The organism is Gemmatimonadaceae bacterium, assembly GCA_016720905.1.
Classification (GTDB): domain Bacteria; phylum Gemmatimonadota; class Gemmatimonadetes; order Gemmatimonadales; family Gemmatimonadaceae; genus Gemmatimonas.
Genome location: JADKJT010000014.1, coordinates 97,920 through 123,665, shown reverse-complemented (window position 1 = coordinate 123,665; position 25,746 = coordinate 97,920). Strand labels below are relative to the sequence as shown.

At 63.3% G+C, this 25,746-nt stretch carries 21 protein-coding genes and 1 pseudogene; 17 read left to right on the top strand and 5 right to left on the bottom strand.

Translation table 11 applies throughout. From position 1 onward, the window contains the following. Positions 1-47 precede the first annotated feature (47 nt). Positions 48-1,111: pseudogene (locus IPP90_13000) on the top strand (IS3 family transposase). Positions 1,112-1,120: 9 nt separating this feature from the next. On the opposite strand, the gene IPP90_12995 reads toward IPP90_13000, so the two are convergent. Next, positions 1,121-1,588, bottom strand: coding sequence for a DegT/DnrJ/EryC1/StrS family aminotransferase (locus IPP90_12995; GenBank protein ID MBL0171624.1), 468 nt, complete (start codon positions 1,586-1,588; stop codon positions 1,121-1,123). A gap of 409 nt (positions 1,589-1,997) precedes the next feature. Here IPP90_12995 and IPP90_12990 point away from each other — a divergent pair, with 409 nt between their 5' ends. The 9 genes from IPP90_12990 (at position 1,998) to IPP90_12950 (ending at position 11,518) form a co-directional block, all read left to right on the top strand. Further along, positions 1,998-2,633: a hypothetical protein gene (locus tag IPP90_12990; GenBank protein MBL0171623.1), complete on the top strand. Its 636-nt coding sequence runs from the start codon at positions 1,998-2,000 to the stop codon at positions 2,631-2,633. A gap of 459 nt (positions 2,634-3,092) precedes the next feature. Beyond that, the gene (locus IPP90_12985; GenBank protein ID MBL0171622.1) at positions 3,093-3,977 is read left to right on the top strand and encodes an SIMPL domain-containing protein; all 885 of its coding nucleotides are present in this window, start codon (positions 3,093-3,095) and stop codon (positions 3,975-3,977) included. Positions 3,978-4,342: 365 nt separating this feature from the next. Continuing rightward, positions 4,343-5,188 (top strand): ParA family protein, encoded by an 846-nt coding sequence (locus IPP90_12980; protein MBL0171621.1) that lies wholly within the window; start codon positions 4,343-4,345, stop codon positions 5,186-5,188. Further along, on the top strand, positions 5,175-6,137 hold the full coding sequence (locus tag IPP90_12975) for a ParB/RepB/Spo0J family partition protein (protein MBL0171620.1): 963 nt from the start codon (positions 5,175-5,177) through the stop codon (positions 6,135-6,137). The genes IPP90_12980 and IPP90_12975 overlap by 14 nt, the downstream gene beginning before the upstream one ends. A gap of 86 nt (positions 6,138-6,223) precedes the next feature. After that, positions 6,224-7,219 (top strand): BMP family protein, encoded by a 996-nt coding sequence (locus tag IPP90_12970; protein ID MBL0171619.1) that lies wholly within the window; start codon positions 6,224-6,226, stop codon positions 7,217-7,219. Continuing rightward, a complete protein-coding gene (locus tag IPP90_12965; GenBank protein MBL0171618.1) occupies positions 7,216-8,025 on the top strand; it encodes a Nif3-like dinuclear metal center hexameric protein in 810 nt (269 codons plus the stop codon). Before IPP90_12970 ends, IPP90_12965 begins: the two co-directional genes overlap by 4 nt. Positions 8,026-8,055: 30 nt before the next feature. Further along, on the top strand, positions 8,056-9,567 hold the full coding sequence (locus IPP90_12960; GenBank protein ID MBL0171617.1) for an ABC transporter ATP-binding protein: 1,512 nt from the start codon (positions 8,056-8,058) through the stop codon (positions 9,565-9,567). Continuing rightward, positions 9,564-10,592: an ABC transporter permease gene (locus tag IPP90_12955; protein MBL0171616.1), complete on the top strand. Its 1,029-nt coding sequence runs from the start codon at positions 9,564-9,566 to the stop codon at positions 10,590-10,592. The genes IPP90_12960 and IPP90_12955 overlap by 4 nt, the downstream gene beginning before the upstream one ends. Continuing rightward, a complete protein-coding gene (locus IPP90_12950; GenBank protein MBL0171615.1) occupies positions 10,592-11,518 on the top strand; it encodes an ABC transporter permease in 927 nt (308 codons plus the stop codon). Before IPP90_12955 ends, IPP90_12950 begins: the two co-directional genes overlap by 1 nt. Before the next feature lie 109 nt (positions 11,519-11,627). On the opposite strand, the gene IPP90_12945 is transcribed toward IPP90_12950, so the two are convergent. Further along, the gene (locus IPP90_12945) at positions 11,628-12,413 is read right to left on the bottom strand and encodes a phospholipase (protein MBL0171614.1); all 786 of its coding nucleotides are present in this window, start codon (positions 12,411-12,413) and stop codon (positions 11,628-11,630) included. A 29-nt stretch (positions 12,414-12,442) separates the two neighbouring features. Between IPP90_12945 and IPP90_12940 the strand changes: the two genes are divergently transcribed. Continuing rightward, positions 12,443-13,756, top strand: coding sequence for a dipeptidase (locus tag IPP90_12940; protein ID MBL0171613.1), 1,314 nt, complete (start codon positions 12,443-12,445; stop codon positions 13,754-13,756). Between the two features lie 24 nt (positions 13,757-13,780). On the opposite strand, the gene IPP90_12935 is transcribed toward IPP90_12940, so the two are convergent. Both IPP90_12935 and IPP90_12930 read right to left on the bottom strand, forming a co-directional pair. Beyond that, a complete protein-coding gene (locus IPP90_12935) occupies positions 13,781-15,127 on the bottom strand; it encodes a TldD/PmbA family protein (GenBank protein ID MBL0171612.1) in 1,347 nt (448 codons plus the stop codon). Continuing rightward, positions 15,127-16,767, bottom strand: a complete 1,641-nt coding sequence (locus IPP90_12930; GenBank protein ID MBL0171611.1) for a TldD/PmbA family protein — start codon at positions 16,765-16,767, stop codon at positions 15,127-15,129. The genes IPP90_12935 and IPP90_12930 overlap by 1 nt, the downstream gene beginning before the upstream one ends. Positions 16,768-17,069: 302 nt before the next feature. Between IPP90_12930 and IPP90_12925 the strand changes: the two genes are divergently transcribed. Continuing rightward, the gene (locus tag IPP90_12925; GenBank protein ID MBL0171610.1) at positions 17,070-17,393 is read left to right on the top strand and encodes a hypothetical protein; all 324 of its coding nucleotides are present in this window, start codon (positions 17,070-17,072) and stop codon (positions 17,391-17,393) included. Between the two features lie 153 nt (positions 17,394-17,546). Then, positions 17,547-19,481, top strand: coding sequence for a hypothetical protein (locus tag IPP90_12920; GenBank protein MBL0171609.1), 1,935 nt, complete (start codon positions 17,547-17,549; stop codon positions 19,479-19,481). Here IPP90_12920 and IPP90_12915 read toward each other — a convergent pair. Further along, complete coding sequence (locus IPP90_12915; protein ID MBL0171608.1) at positions 19,459-20,730, bottom strand: hypothetical protein; 1,272 nt, start codon at positions 20,728-20,730, stop codon at positions 19,459-19,461. The two genes, IPP90_12920 and IPP90_12915, sit on opposite strands and share 23 nt — an antisense overlap. Before the next feature lie 761 nt (positions 20,731-21,491). On the opposite strand from IPP90_12915, the gene IPP90_12910 reads away from it, so the two are divergent. The 4 genes from IPP90_12910 to IPP90_12895 all read left to right on the top strand — a co-directional run bounded on the left by IPP90_12910 (position 21,492) and on the right by IPP90_12895 (position 25,646). Then, positions 21,492-22,910: a GMC family oxidoreductase gene (locus IPP90_12910; GenBank protein ID MBL0171607.1), complete on the top strand. Its 1,419-nt coding sequence runs from the start codon at positions 21,492-21,494 to the stop codon at positions 22,908-22,910. Then, entirely contained in the window at positions 22,907-23,374 is a 468-nt protein-coding gene (locus IPP90_12905; GenBank protein MBL0171606.1) for a hypothetical protein, read from the top strand. The genes IPP90_12910 and IPP90_12905 overlap by 4 nt, the downstream gene beginning before the upstream one ends. A 248-nt stretch (positions 23,375-23,622) precedes the next feature. After that, positions 23,623-24,630 (top strand): alpha-hydroxy-acid oxidizing protein, encoded by a 1,008-nt coding sequence (locus IPP90_12900; protein MBL0171605.1) that lies wholly within the window; start codon positions 23,623-23,625, stop codon positions 24,628-24,630. Positions 24,631-24,668: 38 nt separating this feature from the next. Continuing rightward, positions 24,669-25,646: an alpha-hydroxy-acid oxidizing protein gene (locus IPP90_12895; GenBank protein ID MBL0171604.1), complete on the top strand. Its 978-nt coding sequence runs from the start codon at positions 24,669-24,671 to the stop codon at positions 25,644-25,646. Positions 25,647-25,746: the final 100 nt, after the last annotated feature.

Sequence of the window (25,746 nt, the reverse complement as noted above, 5' to 3'; positions counted from 1 at the left end):
CGGGCGGCCGCCGGCCCGCATTCTGCTCGAGGCGAGCACGGAGAGCAGCGGGCGTGCCGATCGTGGAGGTGCTCCGCAAGCACGGCATCAGTCGGCCCACGTTCTACCTGTGGCGATCGAAGTATGGTGGCGCCGGCGTGCCGGAGCTCCAGCGGTTGAAGGCGCTTGAGCAGGAGAACGCGAAGTTGAAGCGGATGTACGCGGACATGGCCTTGGAGAATCTGGCGATCAAGGATGTGCTCAGCCAAGAACGGTAACGCGGTCCGTGCGTCGGGCGGTCGTCGCGATCTTGGTCGAGGAGCACGCGCGGAGCGTGCGCTCGGCCTGTGGGATCGCAGGACGCTCGCGGACCGCGTACTATCGCCCACCGCTCGCGGTGGACGACGCCGATGCGCCGATCATTGCCGCCCTCACGGCCCTGATTGCGCAGGAAGGCCGGTGGGGCTTCTGGAAGTGTCGCAGTCGTCTGCGCGCCTTGGGGCATCCCGGGAATCACCAGCGCGTGTATCGCGTGTATTGCGCCCTGCGGCGCAATCAGGTGCGTCGCACGAAGAAGCGCGTGCCCGCCAGGGTCCGCGTGCCGCTGGCCGCGGTCCCGCACTTGAACTTCACGTGGGCGATGGACTTCATGGGCGACACGCTCGACAACGCGCGGCGCTATCGCATTTTCAACGTCTTGGATGAGGGCAATCGCGCAGCCTTGGCGATCGAGGTCGACATCGCGCTGCCGAGTGAGCGCGTCGTCGCCGTGCTGGATCAGTTGGTGGCGATGCATGGGGCACCGCGACGTCTCCGCGGTGACAACGGTCCCGAGTTCGTGGCCGAGCTGCTGCGGACGTGGTGCGCGCAGCACGGCATCGAACTGCTGTTCATTCAACCGGGCAAACCGAATCAAAACGCCTACATCGAACGATTCAATCGCCGTTACCGGAACGAGATCCTCAGCGCCTGGGTGTTCACGACGCTCGCCGAGGTCCGTGAGCTCAGTGAGGCGTGGCGCGTGCGGTACAACACGGAGCGGTCGCATGATAGCCTCGACGAGCTACCGCCCCTGACCTTCCTGCCGAGATCCACCAGCCCCGACGAGTCTCACTTCAAACGGTGTGCTTGACGGGGAAGCTTACGAACGCATCGACATTGCATGGCTCGCCCACAGATGTACCGCGAGGCTTCCCGTCGTACGCGGCGTGATCAGCTTCTCGATGCAGCTGGGATCGATCAAGTGGTGCACGGGTTCAATGTCGCAGAAGACCGGTGTGATATTCTGCCACTGCAGGGCGTGCGCCGCTGCGACGAACGTAAAAGATGGCATGATCACTTCGCCGGTCAGATCTAGGCCACGAATGGCAAGCTCCAAAGCCACCGTGCCGCTTCCGGTAGGAATACAGTGACGGACGCCGAGAAAGTGCGCGAGGCGCGACTCGAGCTCGGCCACGAGCATTCCGTCGTTGGTCAGCCAGCGTCGATCCAGCACACCCGCTACACGACGCATGAACTCAACCCGGTCCCCAATGTTAGGACTGCCGACGTGGAGCGCCGATGCAAACCCGGGCTCGCTGTTGGGGCAGGCAGGGTTCTCGTCACTCATATCGTCATCGTGCCCGTTTTCCGGCCGTTCTCCGTGAGCGTATTTGCACGGCATAGGTCCTGCCGACCGACGCCCTCTCGGAATCTGACGTACACAGGGTGCTCCCGACTGCGCGCTATTGACGGATTAGTCGACACCATGAGTGCCGCACAGCGGCCGATCTTTCGAATGGCCCTCGTGAGGGCATCTTGTCCTTGGTTCGCTTCCTTGCGCGATGATGCTGCCCGTGGCCACTTGCGCCTGTTGCGGTACACGTCACCAGACAAGGATGGATCAACTGATCCGGAGCTTGCGCTTGAGTTGGGAGCCCTTCGCATGTCGAATTACGTTGTTCAGAGTCTCTGGTGGGTGATCGCCTCACGGCGATGGAACAGCTCTCCATCTCATCATTCCTGAGGTGTGGCCATGAATTCCATCTCTATACATACGCACCGGTAGAGGGGATTCCGCGCGGGACCGTAGTGCGGGATGGAAACGAAATCCTGCCCAAGGCAAGTATTTTCACATTCGATCAGGCTTCGGACAGGGGAGCGTTTCGGGTTTCTCGAATTTCTTCCGATATCGACTGCTCCACGATCGGGGCGGATGGTGGGTCGATACCGACGTCGTGTGCCTGCGTCATTTCGAATTCCCGGACGAGTGTGTCCTTGGGACCGAACGAGTGGATCCAATGCTCGACAGATTGATCGTGTCTTCCGCTGTGATCAAGCAGCCGATTGGCAGCGCCTTGGTCAAATGGGCCTGGAGCGTGTGTCACAAGGCCAATGTGGAGACGCTCGCCTGGGGCGATGTTGGTCCACGCTTGCTCCAGCAGGGGGTGGATGCGCTAGGCCTGCATACGCAGCTGCGTCCTCACACGTTTTTCTCGCCTGTTGCCCACTACGATTGGGCGTCGTTTGTCGACGTTGTGCCACCCGCACCGTTTGGAAGCGAAGTGTTTGCTGTTCATCTCTTTCACCAGATGTGGCGACACAACAATGTCGATCTCGATCAGCGTTTCCCTGAATCCTGTCTCTACGAGCAGCTGAAGCAGAGATTTCTCTAGTTCGCGAGTGGCCGTACTCGCCCATCGAGTACCTATCGGCAGATCCCGGTAATGTCTGGCGCCTCACGGACCGTGGGCGCACAGGAGATGGCACAAAGTGGAGCTCTTTCACTTCGGCTTTTATCGATCAGAAGCCTCCAGCGACGATCACTGCTAGGCATCGCGAAGCTTCTTCGGTACGACAATGTACGGGTGATCTTCTGGCTTGAGAGACTGCCTGCGGAGTGCGAGATAGATCCCGAAGCTCGGTTTGCGAGAACGCAGACGGAAGAGTCGCCTTTCCTTAACGGATACTGAGCGCAGCACTAGTCTGCAATTCTCTCGGTTGAGAGATTGAGAGAGGGTTGCGGCTAATGTCGCCATACTGTTCGAAGAATGGTACGCCAATGGTGTTAGTTTCTGTCCAGCGTAACCGTTTCGTCCCTCCTCTTCTTGACACCGCAACGCCCCGGCTACTGCATGGCCGAACTTCTGAGGCGCCGAAGTGTCATTGAGGGCAGCGCCGGATGGCAGTGTTGTGCGATTCAGCAGGCGATGCACGTTAATCATAGAGCCATCACACTCAGGAGTCTCATGATTCGTTCGCTGTCGAACCAATTTTGTGCCGTGGGCGCCCGTCTAAGCAGGATTGGCGCCGTCATGACTGCCGGCGCAGTACTGTTGGTCACCTCAGCCCGATACGCTGGTGCCCAGACGGCGCCCCCCACGCCAACCCCCCAAATCTCCGTCTCCGCCCGCGGCGAAATCCAGATTGCCCCCGATCGCGCCCGTGTCCAGGTCGGGGTCGAGACCCAGGCCAAGACCGCTGCCGCAGCGTCCGCTGAAAACAACAGGAAGCAGACGGCGATCCTGGCAGCCATCAAAGCCCTCGGCATTCCCGCCGCACAGATCACCACGCTCAACTTCAGCGTGTCGCCGGTCCAGCGATACGACGACAAGGATCGGCGGGTCGTGATCGACGGCTATCAGGTCAGCAACATCGTCCAGGTGGTCAGCGACAAGCTGGAGCAGGCCGGTCCGATCATCGATGCCGCCCTCGCCAATGGCGCCAACCGGGTGGCGGGGCTCGATTTCATGGTCAAGGACCCGTCCAGCGCGCGCGATGCTGCCCTGGCTCAGGCGGTACAGTCGGCGCGCCGTCAGGCCGAGGTGGCCGCCAAGGCAGCTGGCGGGACCCTGAGCGAGCTGCTGGAGATCAACGTGAACGAGTACGAGCGCCCGGAGCCGAGGCCCATGATGTCGATGGCCAAGATGGACGCTGGCGGCGCGACGCCGACACCGATCAGCGAGGGCACCGCCACGGTGAGCGTCGCGGTGAGCACGAGGTGGAGGTTCAAGCCTTAAGTCGGCGGAACTACAGACGGGAGACTGCAGACTGAAGACTGGAGAAGTCAGACCGATCGGGCCGGCAGGGCTGGATCCAACCTCTCGGTCGTCTGACCTCTCCCGTCTCCCGTCTAAAATCTGTTGTTCGCTGTTTGCAGCCGCCCAATCGCCCCCGCCCCGTTCCACGTGCAACGCCGTGATCCGACCATCGAACACGGCGTTTCCGCCATTCGGGACCCTCACGAATGTGGATTTCCAACACTGTTCCACGTGAAACAGCAGATGCGGCCTCCCCGCCATGGTGAGGGCGCGACGCGACCCGTATACTTCGCCTCCCTGAGTCCGTCGCGTCGCCGTTGTCTCTCACCGAATCGCCACCGCCCGTGGGACGCATTCTCGCTATTGCCAATCAGAAAGGTGGAGTCGGAAAAACCACCACCGCCGTGAATCTCGCGGCGTCACTCGCTGTCGCTGAAGAGCGTGTCCTCCTCATCGATGCCGATCCGCAGGGCAACGCCACCAGCGGCTGCGGCCTCGCACGGGATGGTTTTGCAGCGACCACGTATGATGTCCTTATCGGCGACGCCAACTTCGACGACGCCCTCGTGCGTGGCGTGCAGTTCCGGCACCTCGACATCATGCCCGCCACACCAGATCTGGCCGGCGCAGAAGTGGAGCTCGTGGACGATCCCGAACGCGTGATGCGAATGCGCCGAGTCCTGGCTCCGGTACGAGACCGCTACGACTACATCCTCATTGATTGTCCCCCGTCGCTCACGTTGATCACGCTCAACATGCTGGTGGCGGCCGACGCGGTCCTCATTCCGTTGCAGTGCGAATACTTCGCCCTCGAAGGCATTTCGCAGCTCATGGCCACCGTGCAGCGCGTCCAGGAATCGCTCAACCCACAGCTGCATGTCGACAGCGTGCTGCTCACCATGTTCGATGCGCGCTTGAATCTCTCCCGACAAGTCGCCGCCGATGCCCGCGAGCATTTTGGCGATCGCGTGTTCAAGACGGTCATTCCGCGCAACATCCGACTGGCCGAAGCGCCAAGTTTCGGCAAGCCGATCGTGGTGTACGATGTCGCGTCGGTCGGGGCTCAGGCCTACATGGCCGTGGCACGAGAACTTCTGGAGCGCGATCGGGCTATTGGCACCGAAGCGTCGTCCGGATTGGCGGCGACTCCTGTAACAGACTCTTCGGTAACGTCGCATGAACCCTCCTGAACCGCCACGCCGACTCGGCCGCGGCCTCGACGCGTTACTTGCTCGCCGGGAGCCCTCTCGAGACGCGTCCTCCACATCCGCCGGACGCGACCAAGACACAAAAGGTTCCACCGAAGAAACGCCGAAAAGCGCCCTGCAGTCCCTGGCGATTTCTCAGATCCGCGCCAACCCGTTTCAGCCGCGTCAGGAATTCCGTCCTGAGGATCTCGCCGACCTCGAGTCGAGTCTTCGTACGAACGGCCTGCTGCAACCGATCACGGTGCGACCGGCACCTGGTGGCAATGGCTACGAGCTGATTGCCGGCGAGCGCCGCTTTCGTGCCGCCACCAGACTTGGCTGGACGGAAATCCCGGCCATCGTCCGAGAGACAGACGATCGCACGCTGCTTACGCTGGCCATGGTCGAAAACCTCCAGCGCGCCGACCTCGATCCGATTGAGGAAGCTGACGGCTACCATCGCCTGATGGATGAATTTCAGCTGTCGCAGCAGGAGGTGGCCGATGTCGTGGGCAAGGACCGCTCGACCGTGGCAAACGCGCTCCGACTGCGTCAGCTGCCGGCCGCAGTTCGGCGCCTGCTGCAGGAAAAACAACTGTCCGCCGGGCACGCTCGCGCACTGCTACCCTTGGTGACCGAGCGCGCGATCATCGACCTCGCTCGGGAAATCGTCGCCCAGGGATTCTCGGTTCGGGAAGTCGAACGCCGAGTACAAGCAGGTCGCCCAAAGCCAGCGACATCTGGACGAAAAGCCGGGCCGAGCCCGACGGCGCCCGTTGGCGCCTCAAGTGCGGAAGTGCGGCGAATCGAAGAGCTCCTCCGCAAAAAGCTCCAGACAGGCGTGAATATTCACTTGTCAGCGAAAGACCGCGGAGAAGTCAGGATTGCGTTCTTCTCCAACGACGACCTCGAGAGGGTGCTTGAGGTTCTTGGCGTCAAGATCGATTCATAGCGACACTAAAGGAGCATCAATGAGCATCTATAGACGCACTAAAGGTCTTTTCCGTGTTCACGCCCTGTATTCTGCCCTCGTCCTGATTGTCGCGTGTGGGGGAGACAAGACTGGTTCTGCCGCGGTCGGCGATTCGACCACGTCCGTCCAGAAAATTGCGTGTCGCCCTCCTCACGCCGGGCCCCATCTCCGATCAGGCCTGGAACGGCGGTGCGTACGACGGACTGGTCGCCATGCGCGACTCGCTGGGAGCAGAGATCTCGCATATCCAGACAAAGACGCCCGCCGAATTCGAGGAGAACTTCCGGCAGTACGGCGCGCAGGGGTACACGATTGTGTTCGGTCACGGCTTCGAATTTCAGGACGCCGCCGTTCGGGTCGCACCGTCGTATCCGAAGACCATCTATGTCGTGACATCGGGCCGCGTAACCGCCCCCAACGTTGCCGGCATCAGCTTCGCGTTTGAAGAGGCGTCGTATCAGGCCGGCATGATCGCGGGTGCGACGACCAAGACCAACACGATCGGTCTCATTGGTGGCACCGAGCTTCCACCGGTGAAAGCCAGCTTCACCGCCTTCGCGCGGGGTGCGCAGTCCATCAACCCGAAAGTGAAAGTCATCACGTCCTACATCGGCAACTGGGATGATGTCAGCGCCGGGAAGGAACAGGCGCTGGCGCAGATCGCGCGCGGGGCTGACATCATCTTTCAAAACGCCGACGCGGCGGGGCTTGGCGTCTTTCAGGCCGTGCGCGAAAAGCACGTGTTGGCGTTCGGTGCCAATGCCAATCAGAACGCGGTCGCCCCCGATGTGATTCTGGGGAGCGTGGTGATCGATCTGCCAAAGGCGTTTCTGCAAATTGGCCGTGAAGTACAGTCCGGCACCTTCAAGGGCCGAGTCATCAATCTTGGCGTGAAGGATGACGTGATCCGTCTCATTCTCAATCCGCCGCTCGTCTCGCGCATTCCGGCCACGGCCATCGCGAAATCGGATTCGGTTGGTGCGCTGCTCAAGGCCGGAACCTTTCACGCGCTCGACGACGTGCTGCAGGGCGCCGATACCGCGAAACCCATCAAACCGTGACACCCACCCACGCGTCTGATCAGGTCGTCGTCACCGCATCACTTCACGACATCGTTACCGCGCTGGATGCCGAACTGCGCACAGCGGACATCCCGGAGTTTTCCGGCGCCATGAACGGGCTGCAGATCGCCAACGACGGGCACGTCTCGCGGGTGGCCGTCGCGGTCGATGCATCCATGGCCGCAATCGCCGAAGCGTCCATCCTCAAGGCCGACTTGTTGATTGTGCACCATGGCCTGTTCTGGAACGGCGTGCAGCCGCTTGTCGGCACGCGCTATCACAAGTACCGCGCCCTGCTGAACAACAACATTGCGGTGTACAGCACCCACCTGCCGCTGGACGCGCACCCCACACTGGGCAACAACGTGCGCCTGGCCGCCGCGCTGGGGCTGACACCGTCCAGTGGCTTCGGACGGTACAAGACCATCAACATTGCCGTCGCAGGGGAGTGCGACGAACTGTCCGGCACGCTGGTTGATCGCGTGCAGGCATTCAGCGCACGCTACGGCGGCACGGTCCGCACGTCGATTCCGGTGGACGGTCGACGCACGCGTCACTGGGCGATCGTCACCGGCGGCGGCGCATCAACCGATACGCTGCGCGAAGCGCACGAGCGCGGCATCGACACGCTGATTGTCGGCGAAGGACCGCACCACACCACGGTCGATGCGCAGGAAAATGATCTCCTCATCATTTACGCCGGACATTACGCCACCGAAACGCTGGGTGTGCAGGCCCTCGGCGCGTGGCTGGAGACACGGTTCGGATTGCCGTGGAGTTTTCTGCACCTGCCCACCGGTTCGTGATGCGCCAAGGCGACTGAGGCGCACCGCGAGGTGAGGACCGAGCATCCGGCGGCGTCAATTCCGGGAGCGTCACTGCTCTCGCTGGAAGGGATCACGCGCCGCTTCGGCGATGTGGTGGCTCTGGACAATGCGACGTTTGCCGTGCGCGCCGGTACGGTGCACGCCTTGCTTGGCGAAAATGGCGCCGGCAAGACGACATTGATGCGCGTGGCCTTCGGACTGCTGGCGCCCGATGTGGGCACGGTGCGCGTGCGCGGGACACCGCGCCACATCACATCACCGGCAGCCGCATTCTCCCTGGGTATCGGCATGGTTCATCAGCATTTCTCGCTGGTGCCGGCCATGACCGTGGCCGAAAATGTGGCGCTGGGTGGCCACGGTCGGTTCGATCCGCTTCGTGCGGAGGCCCGGGTTCGCGAAGTGGCCCTGCGCGCGGGATTGGCACTCGACCCGCGCGCGCTGGTGTCGTCGCTGGGAGTAGGCGCACAGCAGCGCTGTGAAATCGTGAAGGCCCTGGCGCGCGACGTCGACGTGCTGATCCTCGATGAACCAACGGCGGTGCTCGCGCCGCAGGAAGCCGCCGAGTTGCTGCGGTGGATGCGCACATTTGCCGACGCCGGACATGCGGTCGTGCTCATCACGCACAAGTTGCGCGATGCCTTGGATGTGGCGGACGATGTCACGGTCTTGCGCCGCGGACAGGTGGTGCTCACTGCATCCGCCCAGGAGACAACACAAAACGCGTTGCGAGGTGCCATGGTGGGGACGACGCAACGCGTGGCGGGATCCGCGGGCGCGTCTGGCACCGACAACCGCATCACCGCAGAGGGCGCAGAGGGCGCAGAGGGCGCAGAGGCCAATCCGGTCGTACTGTCGGCGCGTCACGTGGGATACGAAGACGACCGCGGTACTCGGCGGCTGCACGACATCTCCCTCGATGTGCGCGAGGGCGAGATCGTCGGTATTGCGGCGGTGGAAGGCGCCGGTCAACATGAGCTGCTGCGGCTGCTCGCCGGTCGCTTTGCGCCATTGCAGGGGCACGTGACACGTCCCGATCGCCTGGGCTTTGTGCCCGAAGACCGGCATCGTGATGCGCTGTTGCTGGACGCACCGCTCACTGAGAACATTGCCCTGCGCGGTGCCGGCGCGCGTCAGGGATTGGTACCGTGGCGCGCCGTGCGTGAGTCGACCGCGGCGTTGCTGATCGAACGCGATATCCGGACCTCCGGGCCCGAGTCATTCGCGTGCACGCTGTCAGGGGGCAATCAGCAGAAGCTCATCCTTGGTCGCGAGCTCGCTGGTTCGCCGCAGGCGCTCATTGTCGAGAATCCCACGCGTGGGCTGGACTTTCAGGCCACCGCGGCGGTGCAGGAGGCACTGCGTGATGCCCGCGATCGTGGTGCCGCTGTCGTACTGTATTCCAGCGATCTCGACGAAGTGCTGGAGATGGCTGACCGCGTGTTCGTGCTGTTCGATGGACAACTGACCGCAACGTCGCGCGATCGCGACGCCGTGGGTCGTGCCCTGTTGGGGGGCGGATGAACACGCTGGCACGGTCCATGGTGCTGGCACTGGTGGCGCTGGCCGTGTTGGTCGCGCTGTTGGTGAGCACTGGCCACGCGCCCCTTCCGGCGCTTTCGGCGCTGGCGAACGGTGCGTTCGGTTCCACGTACGCCGTATCATCAACCTTGGTGCGCGCCATTCCACTCGCCCTTGCCGGGCTGGCGGTGGCGGTCGCCTTTCGCGCCGGGCTGCTCAACATTGGCGCCGAGGGGCAACTGCTCATTGGCGCGTGTGTGGCAACGGCCACCGGCGCGTTGTTGCCTGATGTCCCTCGTGTGCTGGCGGTGCCGCTCATGCTGGGTGCCGGGGCGTTGGCGGGCGCCGGCTGGGCGTTCATTGCGGCCGAGCTGCGCCGTCGCTTTGGAGTGCTGGAAGTGATCAGCACCATCATGCTCAACTTCATCGCCATCCATGTCACCGGCTGGTTGGTGCGCGGTCCGTTGCAGGAGCCGACACATATCTACCCGCAATCGGCGTCGTTGCCGGTGTCGCAGCAGTTGCCGATGCTGATACCCGGCACGCGGGTGCACGCTGGCGTGGTGGTGGTGGTGCTCCTCGCGATTGGCCTCTGGTGGTGGCTGCGGGAGAGTGCGAGTGGCTTTCGACTGCGCGCGGTGGGCATGAATCCGTTCGCCGCGGCGAGTGCGGGACAGATCTCGGTTTCACGCACGATGGTGGGCGCATTCCTGCTGAGCGGCGCATTGGCCGGTTTGGCGGGCAGCGTCGAACTCACGGGCGTGACCTATGCGTTGTATGAGAATTTCTCACCGGGCTACGGGTACACGGCAATTGCGGTCGCGCTGTTGGCCCGTCTCAATCCGCTCACCGTGTTGGGCACCGCGTTCCTGTTCGGCGCGCTCGAAGCGGGCGCGGGTGCCATGCAGCGTAACGCGGCCGTGCCCAGTGTGGTGGTGTCGGTGGTTGAGGCGGCCCTGATTCTGTTGGTGGTAGCCGCCGACCAACTGCAATCACGTGCTGCGCAGCGCGCGGAAGCCAGCGTCTGATGATTGCCGACGGATCGAACGCCATCAGCGGGTTTCTCGAAGCGACGGTGCGCTACGCCACGCCGTTGGCGTTTGCCGCGCTTGGTGAATGCGTCAGTGAACGCGCGGGGGTCATCAACATCGGACTCGAAGGGGCGATCATTGCCGGTGCGCTGGGCGCCACCGTCGGCGCCGGAATCGCCGGTCCTGCTGCCGGCTTTGTGGCCGGTGTTGCGGCGGGACTACTCATCGCTGTCCTGTTCGCCTTGTTCACGGTGTGGTTGCGCGCCGACCAGATCATCACGGGCACGGCAATCACCATGTTGGCACTCGGACTGACGGGTACGCTGTACCGCACGGTGTACGGGGTGGGTGGTGTGGCGCTGTCCACTCCCACTGTCGGTGTATTGGCCGTTCCTGGCTTGTCATCGTTGCCGTTTGTTGGACGGGCCTTGTTTGCGCAACCAGCCGTGACCTACCTCCTGTATGTGCTGGCGCCGTTGATTGCGTGGTGGATGGCGCGCACGCACGGCGGACTGGCCACGCGGGCCATGGGCGAGTCGCCGGAAGCGGCCATTGTCGCGGGCATTCGTCCGCGTCTGGTGCAGACCAGCGCGGTGCTATTTGCCGGCGCGATGGCGGGAATGGCGGGTGCAACGCTGGTTCTTGCACAGGCCGGCACCTTTGCTGAAGGCATGTCGGCCGGCCGCGGGTTCATCGCCATCGCGATCGTGGTACTCGGTCGCTGGCGTCCATTGGGTGTGGCCGCAGCCGCCCTGCTGTTCGGTGCCGCGAACGCCTTGCAAACACTGTTTCAGGCGATGGGGTGGGAGCAGGTGCCGTACCAGCTCTTTCTGGCCGTGCCGTACGTGCTCACGCTGATTGTGCTCGCCGGGGCGGGAGGACGCGCCGCGGCGCCGAAGGCGCTAGGGCGTCGAAGGCGCTAGGGCGTCGCGAGTTGATGGGAGGGTGAAGGAAAGACGGGAGACGGGAGAATGCAGACGGGAGACGTCCAGGCATCGGATGTCTCCCGTCTCCCGTCTCCAGTCTCCCGTCTTATTCCCCCCATCCGGCCCGCAGCCACCCAAACGCCTCCTCAGCGACCACCACCGGAATCTGATGCGTGCCGTCGAACTCCCGATACGTGACCTGATAGCCGGCCGCTTGCAACTTCGGAACGAACACGCGGCTGGTGGTGGCGATCGGCAGCACCGTGTCCCGCGTCCCGTGCGAGTCAAACACGGTGGGCTTTCCACGGCTCACATTGGGAACCATGAAGCCTGGGGAGAAGGCGACGATCTGACGAAAGAGGTCGCCGTTGGTGAGCCCCAACGACAGAGCGTACGAGGCACCGTCGGAGAATCCGGCGATGGCAATCTTTGTCGGATCGATCGCGCAGCGCAGATAGGTATCCGACAGCGCGTTGTCGAGGAATCGCGAATCCACGCCAAAGCCCCCGTAGCGGCGATCCCAGCTGACGTTGCGCGAATCCGGGGAGACGAGCACGACACGCGCCGATTCCGCGAACGCCAGGAATGGCTGGATGCCGCTGTAGGCGTTTCCGCCTGCTCCGTGCAACGTGACCAGCAACGGCAGCGCTTCGCCGGGGCGGAACGTAGTGGGAACAAAGCGCAGGCCGTCGCGCGTGCCGCCAATCCCCAACGCGTTCACGCCAAGCTGCGGGGTGAATACCGGTGCGCCGGGGCGGGACACCAGATGCCCCTCCTCCGGGTCCTCAAACGGCGCGAGGTTTTGTTCGCCGCACGCAGAAACACCGGCCACCAGCGCGCCGCCTGTGGCGGTGGCGGTCAGACGCAGCCATTCTCTACGCGAAAGTGTCATCGTTGGCCCCTTCCTTCAGCCCGGTTTCCATGCGCCCTCAGTTGCGATCTCTCCTGTCGGCTGGCGTCGTGCTCGCCCTGGCGAGTGTCTCCGCCGCGCCCCTTTGTGCCCAACCACCGGTCGACGAGGCCATCATCGCCAAGGCGCGCGCCATTCACGCCAAGGTGTTTTCGGTGGATACGCATGTCGACATCAGTCCCAACAACTTTAACGCGACCGGTCCGAATTACACCCAGAAACTTCCTCGGACGCAGGTCGACCTGGTGAAGATGGAGGAAGGCGGCATGTCGGGCGCCTTCCTGATCGTGTACGTCGGCCAATCGCCGCAGCTGGATTCGGCGGGATTTGCCCGCGCCAATGCGTCGGCGCTGGAGAAGTTCGATGCCATTCACCGGTTGACCGAACAGTTGGCGCCCAACCGCGCGGAACTGGCGCTGACCGCGGCGGATGCGCGCCGCATTCACGCCAGTGGCAAGCGCGCGATCTTCATTGGTGTCGAGAACGGTTTTCCGATTGGCGCCGATATCACGAACGTCAAGAAGTTCTACGACCGTGGCGGTCGCTATATGTCGCTGGCCCACAATGGCCACAGCCAACTGTCCGACTCCAACACGGGTGAACGCGATGGCGTGTGGCTGCATCATGGCCTGAGTCCGCTGGGGCGACAGGTGATCGTGGAGATGAATCGGCTGGGCATGATGATCGACGTGTCGCATCCCTCCAAGGAGTCGATGCTGCAGACGATCGCGTTGTCCAAGGCGCCCATCATCGGCTCGCACTCTGGCGTCCGGGCCATCTGCAATCACAGCCGCAACATGGATGACGAGCAACTGGATGCGTTGAAGAAGAACGGCGGTGTGATCCAGCTGGTGGCGTTCAACAGCTATGTGAAGTGCGATCCGAAACGCGACCGTCCGCGCGAACAGGCCCGAGCGGCGGCCATGGAAGAGTTGCGCAAGGAATACGGCATCGCCGAGGGAGGCGGTCGCGGCGGCCAGCAGGCGGCCATCCAGGCACTTCCGGAAGCGAAGCGCAATGAATACCTCGCCAAGCAGGAGGACATCACCGCGCGCCGCTATCCGTCCGACCCACCGGCCTCGGTGAAGGATTTCGTCGATCACATCGACTACGTGGTCAAGCGCATCGGCATCGACCATGCCGGCATCAGCTCGGACTTCGACGGTGGCGGTGGCGTGGACGGATTCCGCAACGCATCGGAAGCACTGAACGTGACGGTGGAACTGGTGCGGCGAGGTTACACCGAACAGCAGATCGCGAAGATCTGGGGCGGAAACCTGCTGCGGGTGATGGGGGAAGTGGAGAAACAGAGTACCAAGTACTAAGTACTCAGTACTCAGTACTCAGTTTTAGACTGCCTCCGACAGGCTCGTGAAATTGAAGTCCCTCGCCTTGATCGAGGGCATCACCACATCACCACCTTGTTCGGTGCCCGCGAGGCGCTCGGCTTGTCCGAGCGCCTCGATGTTGTTCAGCACGAATAGCGGCGACTCGTTGAACCGGAAGTTGCGCAGCGCCTTGGTGATCTTGCCGTTCTCCACCAGGTACGTGCCATCGCGGGTGAGACCGGTGTAGAGAATGGTGCGGGGGTCCACTTCACGCAGATACCACAGACGCGTGACGAGAATGCCGCGGGTGGTGCCCTTGATCAGATCGTCAAGCGATTGCGTGCCGCCCGCCATCTTGAACGTGGTCGGACCACCGGTGGCAATCTTGCCCTGCTTCTTGGCCCAGAAGCGCGAGTAGATGAGCTGATTGAGTTTGCCCTTGTCAATCCAGACCTGCCGGCCGAGTGGCATGCCTTCGAAATCCCACTCCTGTCCGAGGAGCTGTGGGTCGGTGGGATCGGAAAAGATGGTCACGCGTTCATCGACGATCTTTTCGCCCACCTTGTTGCCACCGCCTTGCTTGACGAACGGACTGCGTCCTTCGTCGGCGCTGCGCGCGTCGGCGTAGTTGGAAATCAGCTGTACCAGATCCCCAACTGCCTGCGGTTCCAGAATGACCGTGTAGCGTCCCGGTTCCAACGCCACCGGAGTGCGTGACGCACGCGCCTTGGCCACCGCGCGCTCGGCCACGCGCCGCGTGTCCAGTTGCATCCAGTCGGGATGATCGGCCGCCGCCCACCCCGAACCGGTGCCGTCGGTGGTGCGCACCGTGAGCGTGTAGTTCGCGCCCGTGGCACGACGATAGGCAAACATGCCTTTGCCGTTGCCAATGGCCAGCGCCCCTGCTGTGGACACCAGATAGCCCGCAGCTTTCACATCACCGGCCTTGCGCGCCATGTCGAGGGCGATGAGCGCGGCCTTCGCGCGGTCCGACGCCGTGAGATTGGCCGTGCTGTCGAAGTAGGCGTTCACCGGCGTGTACTGCTGCGCCGACAACTGCGGCATCACTTCCGGATCGTCGGGAGCCAGCTTGGCCAGTCGTTCGCTCTGCTCGACAGCACGCTTGATGGCCTCGTCGGAGAGGTCGTTGGTGGTGACCACGGCGTGCTTGGCCCCGAACGCGCTCTGGATGCCCAGTTGTGCATCAGTGGTGGAGCCGGCAGTCGTCACCTGATTGTCCGCAAAACGGATATTGCCCTGCGTGTACGTGTTGACCTGCACGTCGACCGCATCGGCCTTGGACCACTTGATGGCTTTCTCGACAATCGCCTGTGCTTGTTCGCGGGTCAGAATGGCGTCGTTTGACATCAGCCTTTTCTCCCCGTGTTGATGATATTGACGTTCTTGAAGCGCGCGGGCGGAGACCCGTGACTTACCGCGTTCACCTGCGCCGGCTGGCCTTTGCCGTCGAAGAAACTGCCACCCAACGTGTAACTGGACTTGCCACCGATCATGTCCAGTGAGTTCCAGAAATCCGGTGTGCGAATTTGATAGGCCACGTCTTTCAACACGCCGACAATCTTGCCACCCTTGATTTCGTGGTACGTCTGACCGCCGAATTGCGCGTTGAACCGCTGCTGATCAATGGAGAAACTGCCGTCGCCGGAGATGAGAATACCGCGATCGGTCGCGCTCACCAGGTCGTCAATCTTGAGATCCTTCTCGCCCGGCAACAGCGAAACGTTGGGCATGCGCTGGAACTGCACGTTGTCCCACCCCTGCGCGTACGCGCAGCCGTGCGAGCGAACAGGTCGGCCGTTCTTTTCGTACCACCAGCGCAACCATGGCGCCTGTTCGCGCGTGGTCTGGTAGTCATTGAGCATGCCGTTCTTGATGATGAGGAACTCATCGGGCTTCACACCGTCATCGTCCCACCCAATGGTGGACAGTCCGCCTTCCTGCGATCGATCGCCCTGAATGTTGAGGAGCGCCGGGCCATACTTGAGCTGTCCGAGCATCTTTTCCGGCGGGGCCGCAAAGCTGGTACCGGCATAGTTGGCTTCGTACCCCATGGCGCGATCCAGTTCGGTGGGATGCGCGATGCTTTCGTGAATGGTGAGCCACAGGTTGGCCGGATCGAGCACGAGATCATACCGTCCAACATCCACGGGCTTCGCAGTGAGTTTGGCCACCGCGTCTTCACCCCACATGGGCGCGTTGCCGATCAGGTCACTCTTCAGTACAAACTCCCAGCCGCGCGCCGTGGGTGGCACGACGTTGGTGCGCGTCTGGAAGTCGGTGAAGTCGGCGGACACCGCGGTGATTTGGATGGTGGGCCACGATCGCACGACATCCTGCTTGGTGATGGTTCCGTCGGTATTGGCGTAGTTGCGTTCGTCCTTCACAAAGAAGAAGCCGCTGCCGACGAACTTCACACCCTTGGTCTTCATGGCCGCGGCGTTGGCCCTGAGGAGCAGGTCAGCCTTTTCCTCCACCGAAATGTCGAACGGATCGATGGTGAAGGCGCTCTTCCAGTAGCCATCGGTGATTGTGGGCGACGGCAGCCATTCCACCGCGCGATCGCGCGCCACTTGCGATGCCTTCGCAATGGCCACGGCCTCGCGCGCCGCCGCCGCGGCACCGTCATTGGTCAGGATGCGCGTGGCGGCAAATCCCCAGGTGCCATTCACCAGTGCGCGCACGCCAATCCCGATGGTGTCCGTATCGACCACCTGCTGGATCTGCTGCTCACGGGTGAAGACGAAGTTCTGTCGTTGCCGACTGCACCGCACGTCGGCATAGCTGGCACCCGCCGTCCTGGCGGCGGCCAGCGCGGCGGCCATCAACTCCTTGACCTCGACGGCATTGTAGAAGCGGTCGATAGCGCGCGCGTTGGGAGCGGGAGCGGCCGACAGCAGATGAGGAATACCGGCCAGCGCACTGCCGGCAAACAGGGAGGCGCCGATAGCGGCACCGCCCTGTTTCATGAAATCACGGCGGGTGGTCATGAGGTCCGCGAAGGGAGAGGAGTGGGGAGCCGCCAGGACGACAACAGGTCAACACCGCGCACGGCGGGTGACGATCCCTGTACGGTGCTTCACACCGTGGTGTTCCGACAGGCCACTGGGACGAACGGCGCTCCCGCTACTTGAACCGCATCCCGTTCGGCGCCACCGCCCCCGACCACGCGCCAGATCGATGCTCTGCACCGTCACCTTCACGCGCTACCCAATCTTCACCACATCACTGGGATCTTTCACGTAACGCTCGGCAATCTGACTCACGTGCACCAATCCATCCTGGTGCAGCAGTGGCGATGGCGGTGACCGACAAGCCAGCGTGTTTCGGATCTTCTGAGCCGCTCGAGACTGGCGCGATCCGCGTCCGGGTCCTGATTGGCCTTCCATTTCACCCCTGGTGCGCCGAAGCAGACGAGAAGGTCATAGCGTCGTCCGGCCATCGACTCGATAGTTGTCGATCGGAAGCGTTCGGTGAACACCGCCTGGCGAACGAGATTCTGACCGACGAAACCGGAGTACCCGACCAGGGCAACGAGCACGACGCGCCGCACCCCACGCCGGGCCTCCTGCAGCGCGATTGCCAACCCGTACAGACCACCCCAATCATCGACTGACCGTGGTATCGTTCACGCACCCTCAGGACGATGATGGCGCCGAGGGGGGCGGATGTGGCGCCCCGACACGATCCGGTTGAACCTACCGAGTCGACGGTGCCTCTGTCTCGCTAGTTTCACGCCGAGGACCCACTCCCTCCGAAGGAATCGCCGATGAAGATCGGTCGCATGGCGCTTGCGGGATTCGCCTTCCTGGCGCTGCTGCCGGTGCTCGCTTGGCTGCCGACACTGGTTGCGTCGGCCGGCGGAATCGCGAGCGCGGCAGCTCATCAAGGCTATTCCAATCCCGTTGCCTACCGCGCGCTGCTTGTGTGGAGCGCGATCGTGTTGATCGGCGGTGCGCTCTCGGCGCGAACTCTCGACGCGGGGGAATGGACAGGCGCCTCCGAAGGTGACCGACCCTCGTCGTCGACGCCTCGCCTCGGGTGGGAACCATGGCTGATCGGGCTCCTCCTCCTGCTAGCGTATTTCCCCGCCGCGCTGGCACGCACCGGGCCGTTCGGCGAAGACTCGCTGATGCTCGCCGTGCTCGCGCGCATGCACGAGGGTCAGATCCCGTATCGCGATTTCGAATTTCTCTACGGCCCGTTGCTGATTTTCCCGGCTCATTGGTGGCATCAGGTCGCAGGCTTCTCCATGGGCGCCTACTACCTCGGCTATGCGTTTCTGCAGGCACTCGGATTCGCGGCCCTTATGGCGTGCATCATCCGGTTGGTCGGCAGGGAGCACCGGCGGCATTGGTGGTGCTTCCTGCTGATCGCGCCATTCTTCCTGGACACGCTGCTCGGGATCAACTGGTTCGGGTTGCGGCGACTGCTGCCGCTGCTCCTGCTGGTCTTCGTCGCACGCCGATCTGGTGGTCCGAAGCGAAGTGTCCTCGCCGGGGCGGCGGGCGGCCTGCTCCTAGCGTACTCCCATGACTACGCCATCGCCGCGCTGCTGGCGATCGCCGCGTTGGCACTGTTGGAGTCGCTACATGAACGCTCGCTCCTGCCGCTCCGTCGCGGGGCGGCCGTCGGCACCACTGCGCTTGCCACATGGTCTCTGGTCACCTTCGGGCTCCTCGGCAAGGATGGAGCCGCGGCCTATCTCTCCCAGAGCCGGGAGCTGGTGACCCGATTCTCCCTCGGGGAAGCGGGCTTCACCTTTTACTGGACGGTGAGCGCCGTCGCGCTGTTCGGCCTCTTCACCATGTCGCTCGTTCGCGTTGCGGTCGCATTGCCCCGCCTCCGTGCTCGAACGCTCGAGCACGGAGATCGGCTCCTCGTCCTGGGGCTGGTGTACGCGTTGATCCTGCTGAAAGCCGGCCTCAATCGCGCCGACACTTTTCACCTCACGCCACCATTCCTGGGATTGGTCCTCGCGACGATCCTGCTCCCGCCGAGCGGACTCTTCCGCTTCGGCGTGGGGGAGCGGCGTGTAGCCGGTCTGTTGGTGGCGACCGCCGCGCTGACAACATTGGTGGCCAATCTCCCCGCGGGGAGCCACCTCCTTCAGGGGCTCGTGGATGGAGCGCGCGGTGTCCTGACTGGCAGCCCGACCGGCCCGCAGCCGCCCATCGCCTCACGGTGGCCGGCCCTGCTCAACGACCAGCAGCATCCTGACTCGGCGCTCGTCGCGTTGGCACGACACTTGGCGCTACCGGCCTCTGCGGACGTGCCGGTCTACTTCTACGGTTCGACCTATGGCCTGCCACCCTTGTTGGGCGTCTCGAAGCGGCATTTCATCAACGACGATTTCATGTATTCGGTCGACCGTGGATTGGCCGAGCGTGGTTACCTCGAAGCCCACCCGACCGCGATCGTGGTCATCAGTCGAGGGCAGTGGGGCCGCCTCCAGGGCGATGGGACGTCACCGGCTGCCGAGTACGCCGGATTCCTGCGGCCGAGTCTCACCAAGCGCCTGATCGCCATCCTGTCGAGCGTGCACTATCGCGGGGTGCCGGACGAACTCGCGCTGCGAGAGGCGCGGTGGGGCGAGACCGTCGGGAGCTACGTGGTGGCCCACTACCGTCTCCATGCCCAATTTGGCAATGTAGTCGTGCTTCACCCGCTCCAGGCTCCGGTCATGGCGCCCGCGACACCGTAAGCAGGCACCCTCCGGTCGCCGTCAGACGGAGTTCGCCATTCGCGTCGGCTTGGGCTTCGCCGGTGGCGGCCACCGACGCCGGCGTCGCGGTGATGAGGTAGCGGCCGGGCCGCAGCCCTTTGATGAGCAGGGTTTCGCGTCCCACGAGATGGACCACGACCACTGCCCCCCCGCCCGGATTCGTGAAGGCCACGGGGCGCACGCCACTGCTGCTGCTGGCGGCGGCCACCCGTCGTGCCCCGAAGCGGACGTACTGGAAATACTGCTTGAACTCCTTCGTCTGACTGCCAGCGACCGGTTGGTTTCCATCGATGGTGTAGTACTGGGCACCGTTGTCTCCGACGCCGGGGAAACCCAGTGCGAATTGTTGCCAGGCCGACGCGTTCGCAATCGTCAGGTCCTTGTAGAGATCCTCCACACCACTGCCGATGTGTTCGAGCTGTGCCGTCCGCAGCCCGAACTGGGCGGCCCGAGACCGGATCGCAGCTAGGTTCGCGTCCGAGACCCCCGAATAGCGATGGTAGGCGATTTCCTTGAGGTAGGTCCTAGCGCCCGCTACGGACCAGATTGCATCGAAATACGGCACTGTATTGGCCATATTCGTGACCGAGGGCGCAATGAACTCGGGTGTGTATCCGGCCGCAGCGAGCCGTTGCCCGGTGGCCGCGATGACGCTGCCGATGTGGGTTCCGGTCCACGGGGCGATGTTGTCCGGTTCGAGAATCACCTCGATGCTGTTCGGCACGAATCCATACGCGGATTGCATGTGCTGAAACGCGGCGAGCATAAACTCGGCGTACTCCGCGGCGTTCTCCGTGTGGATGGTCGGTCCGTCGAACGCAACGTACGTGAGGTTGACGTAGAGTTGCTCCCCCCGGGCCACCAGCCGCTGCCGCATCGGCAGGACCACGCGATCAATGGCCTCGTCGAGCTCGCCCCAGTGGTAGCCATTGGCATTCACCGACGCGGCGTCGGCATTGTCGTTGACCGGCGCGTACCGACGGGCTCGCCACTCGGTGTCACTGATGACTCCGCTGCGCATCTGGAGGTAGTAGTCCACCGGATTCTCGGCGCCGCTGCGGACCTCCAGACGGATGCGGTTGAGGCCAAGATCGTTCGCGGCCAGATCCATCAGCGACGCTTGCCATCCCGGAAAGCCGGGACTGGCCTGGCCTCCCTGCGCCACGGCTTCCCACCCGGTCATGGTCTGAAACTGGGTCGTCGTATCGACGGTCACCGTCGCGCTCACCTGGCCTGGCGGTGGCGGAGTCTGATCGACCCCGCGCTCCGCAGAGCAAGCGAACAACGCCAAGGCAATCGCTGAGCCGGCGGCGACACGTTGGAGTGCGACAGAGCAGCGCGGTCGGCTTGGTAGGATCAGGCTCGGCACGGCAACCTCTGCAGTAAGCGTGAGTGAAAGGACGGGGGATCAGCGCAGGCCGGGGACCGCGCGTCGCAAGCCTCGCCAGGTCAACAATATGCCCCCTCAAGACCCAGGTTGGCCAACACCCCGAACGTTGCACCCCCTTGGCGAGGGAGGGGGCATACGCCGATGCGGTCTTTTTGAGTGTCACTAGGACGGGGAGAGTGGGACCAAACGGTGAACATTAGCTTGGGCGAGGTGGGCACGTCCTCGCGCATATTGCCGCCACCCGTCGAGGAGCGCCGCGTGGCGAACAGATCAGGTTGCAGTCCTAGAAAGGGATCACTCGCACGGAGAGGCGCTCGCTTAGCGACACCGCGAGGTAAGTCTCGCGGACCACCTTCGTCGTCGCGAACGCCGTGTAGACGAGCCACATGGTCAGGAAGAGTCCGGATCACCCGATTGGCGGTATTGCTGCAGGGCCGGAGCCCGGGGTCGCCGCCTATTGTGTTTTTGCAGTGGTGGTTGCTTCTTGCGCCCGGTGGCCCTGAGATCGTGAGGCTCTCAGCCTCAAGCGGTGCTCCGCTCGCGACCAGACTCCCTTTCACCGATGCCACCCTTCAGCGGGACAAGCCGACGATCGGATGATGCACTACGACGCGATTTTCATCGGCACCGGGTTCGCCTCCACCTTCTTCTTGCGGTCGTACCTGGAGCGCGCCTCCCGGACTGCTCGCGTTCTCGTCCTGGAACGCGGCCGTTTCGACACGCACGCTTGGCAGCTTCGCACGGGCCGCACCTCGAGTGTCGATGCGACGGCGACCTTCGTCAACGAGAGCCCCGCCAAGGAGTGGGTCTTCAGCGTCGGCTTCGGTGGCGGCTCCAATTGCTGGACGGCCGGCGTCGGGCGGTTGATGCCAAACGATTTCCGAATGCGGTCGCAGTATGGCGTGGGGACCGATTGGCCATTGAGCTACGCGGACCTCGAACCGTTCTATCAAGCTGCCGAGGAGATCATGGCGGTGTCGGGCCCCGACGACAATCGGCAGCTCTTTCCTCGATCCCGCCCCTATCCGCAGCCACCGCATGACTTCAGTCGCCCCGATTTGCTGCTCAAACAGCGGAATCCGGATGCGTTCTTCCAGCAACCGACCGCACGCGCCAGACTCGCCACCAGCCGACGCCCGGCGTGTTGCGCCAATGGCGTCTGCCGACTCTGCCCGATCGGCGCCAAGTTCACGATCGAAAATGAGCTCGGCTATCTCTACCAGGATCCCCGTGTCACGTTGAGGACCGAGGCGACAGCGCAGGCCGTGCAGACCGCAGCGGGGATCGTATCTGGCGTGACGTTCGAACACGCCGGCATGACCCAAGAGGCCGCTGCCGATCTGGTCGTGCTGGGCGCCAACGCCATCTTCAACGCCCACATTCTCCTGCGCTCCGGCTTTCGACATGCCCTGCTCGGACGGAGGCTGCATGAACAGGCTGCCGTCGACGTGCAGGTGAAACTCAATGGACTCGACAACGTCGGCGGGTCGACGTTAATCACGGGCCAGGGCTACGCGTTCTATGATGGCGTCCATCGGACAGAACGCGCCGCGGCGATGGTCGAGACCCTCAATCCGGTCGTGGTTCGGCTCGAGCGCGGCCGCTGGCGGCAGCTGATGAACCTGACGGTGAGTTTCGAATCCCTTGGGGACGACGACAACCTAGTCGCCTTCGACCCGTCGCGGCCGGATCTGCCAATCGTGAGGCATGATGCGCCGTCGCCCTACACCCAGCGCGCAATCGACCGGGTGCCTGCCATGATGGACGAGTTTCTGGCCGGCCTTCCGGTGGAATCGATCGCCGTCGATGCGCCGACGTCCAACGAGGCGCATATCATCGGGACCACCGTCATGGGTAACGATCCGGCCTCCAGTGTTCTCGACAAGCACTCCGTCTACCATGGCGTGCCCAATCTGGTGGTGCTCGGCAGCGGTGCGTTCCCGACATCCGCGCCAATGCAACCCTCGCTGACGATCTCGGCGATGGCCCTCTGGTCGGCCGCTGGAGTGCTTCGGTGACCGTGGCCACCGGGCACGAAAAGCGCGTATGGAATCGCCTCAGCCGGCGGCGGTTCCTGGCAGGGATTGTGGCCATTCTTGGTGGACTGCTTGGATGGTGGCGAATCCGGGGCGGCTGGCCGCAGGGTATCATCTCGGCCGTCCGGTCGCGTCTCAGCTACCTCGACCTGGACGCCGCTGGACTCCACGCCTTCGCCCAGGATGTTCTGGCCGCAGGGAACATCCGGTTCCCCCGCCATTACTCCATCTACTCGCGGATTCCGGTCAGCTTGTATCAGTTGCTTCCGGATCGCGCCCAATTGGAGCGGTTCGTGGACTCGCTGGAGCAGCAATATCTGCTGTCGTCCGACTTCTTCCTTCATGGCGCCGATGAAACGCGCACGATACGGTACCTGACGTACTACGATCCATACCGCTCCCCGTGCAGGAACTTCTGGCGCAGTTCCGGGCGGGCGGGAGGATGACGGCATGTGTTCGCGATCGACCCGAGGTCATCTCGGCCAGCACCTCGAGCATGCGGTGATGCTGCTCGCCGCCGTGGCCGCCGGTTTCCTCTCCCTGCGTGCGCCGGTCGCGGACGTGGTGCTGGGTGCGATAGAGTCGCAATTGACCATCGCGCGATTTTCGACCTGGAGGCAAGACAGAGCATGTTGCTAGACGATATTTGAGGCGTTGATGCGAGCTCAGGTCTCGCCAGGGGGTCTATGCCTTCGTGAAGGGTGCGGCGAACAGCGAATCGACGCTTCGTCGCAACCACGCCGCATTCGACTGGATCTCCCTAGTCACGAGCGCGAACGGGGTCCCGTCGAAAGCCCTCGACACGTCGGTGCGGGTCCTGGATCGCGTCATGCCCGTTCCGATTATCGTCGGACCGACGTCTGCTCAGGTCGATATCAATCGACTCGCGGAGCGCGCCACCTATCGTGCCGCCGCCGCGCATGGCATCACGATGAGTGTGAGCCAGTTCGGTCTGCCGCTGAGCATGATCGCCGCGGAAGCACAGGGGCACTTGTGGGCGCAGATGTACCCCGAGGCCGGCGCTCGTCGCGTGGATGAAGCCGAGGCAGCAGGTGCGGAGGCCTTGATCCTGACGATTGACGAGCCATATCAACCCAATGGCGAACGTTCAGTGCGTTGGGACCTCGCACATCTGCCAGCCAAAGACCGCGCGCGCCACTTCGCTGGTCAACTCAAACGAACAGTTACGGGGCGGCATACCGCACGCGCGTTCGGGGATCTTGGCGCAGTCCTGCATCCTCGCTTCACGACGTCCCGATCGCAGTTCATCGGAGCGCTGGTCAAGACTTCCGGCCTGCCGGTGCTGGTGAAGGGGATTCTCTCGCCCGAAGATGCCGACATGGCCATCGGGCTTGGGGCCGCCGGCGTGATCGTGTCGAACCACGGTGGTCGTGCGCTGGATGGCTGCATCTCGACCATTGAGGCGTTGCCTGACGTGGTGCGACAAGCAGCCGGACGTGTACCGGTCTTTCTCGACAGCGGCGTACGTCGTGGCGCCGATGTTCTAAAGGCATGCGCGCTTGGCGCGACGGCAGTACTGATTGGCAGGCCCGTCCTGTGGGGATTGGGCGCCGCGGGTGAAGCGGGAGTTGCTCGCGTATTGGAGATTCTCACATCCGAACTCGTGGCGGCAATGGCGCTCACCGGAACCGGCTCAATAAGGGCGGTGAATTCATCCATCGTTCGGGTCGGCGGCCAATGACTGAACCGCTGAGATCGCGCCGCGAAGTCATCCAAGCGATGGCGACTTTGCTTGCAGGCGCCCCGCTCATTTCGCTCACCGGCTGTGGATGGTCGACGCGATATTCGCGGGAGGTCACTGACGACTGGCTCAATGTCCTTGATGCACTCGATCCGGGGCTGGAACCAGGATCTGTACCCGCTGCGCTGACGGCGCGCCTTCGCGACGCGTTGGAGCAGATTCGGATCGTTCCGCGCATGTTCGCAGACGTGGCGCACATCGACCCCACAACGGTGCTCTTCGGGCGCACACTGCAATCACCGATTCTGGCGGGGCGCCACGCGGCCTATGACGACAGTTCACGCCAACTGGAAGTCCTGCTCGGCGCGCATGCCGCGTCGACGATCGCAATCGTCAGCGACGCCATGAGCGTACCGCCAGCGCATGCGCAGTCGGTAAAGGAGGCGGCACCATGGATGGTCTGCTCGTCGGCCACCAGCACTGAGACGAGTCTGGCGCGGGCCGGTGTGCTCGGCGCTGGAGCGATTGTGGTCTCACTTGATACGCCGTGGACGCAATCCGCCTTGACCAACTTGTGCGTGGCCTCGGCGTTGCCGGTGGTGGCATCGGGCGTTGTGGACGCCATGCATGCGCAACGGGTTATGGATGCTGGTGTGCGCGGGATCATTGTGGCCGCTGCATTGCCGGTTGCGCCGATCCTGCGCCTTCGAGAGATCGTAACGGCCGTTTCGCCGGGAACTCCTGTGATGATCGCCAATGAGTTCACGCGAGGCACCGACATACTTAAAGCGCTCGCGTTGGGCGCGTCTGCCGTTCTTGTCGACCTGCCGATCTCCTGGGGCCTTGCGTCGGCTGACATCGTCGGCGTGGCCCGCGTGCTTGAGTTGTTGGATCTGGAGTTGGCTCACGCGATGACCATGGCGAAGGGTGGAAAGTATCGCTTCGTTGTCGCCGAGCCTGGTGCGCATGCGTCCCAGGTGAAGCACTCGCGATATGATCGACGTCGCACGACGTGATGTTCCCGGCGACTGGACGCGCTAGTGTAGTGCGTCTAACGCTTCTTTAACATTTGGCGATCTTCGCCAGGATTTCTCCACCCAAACGGTCTAGACGAAG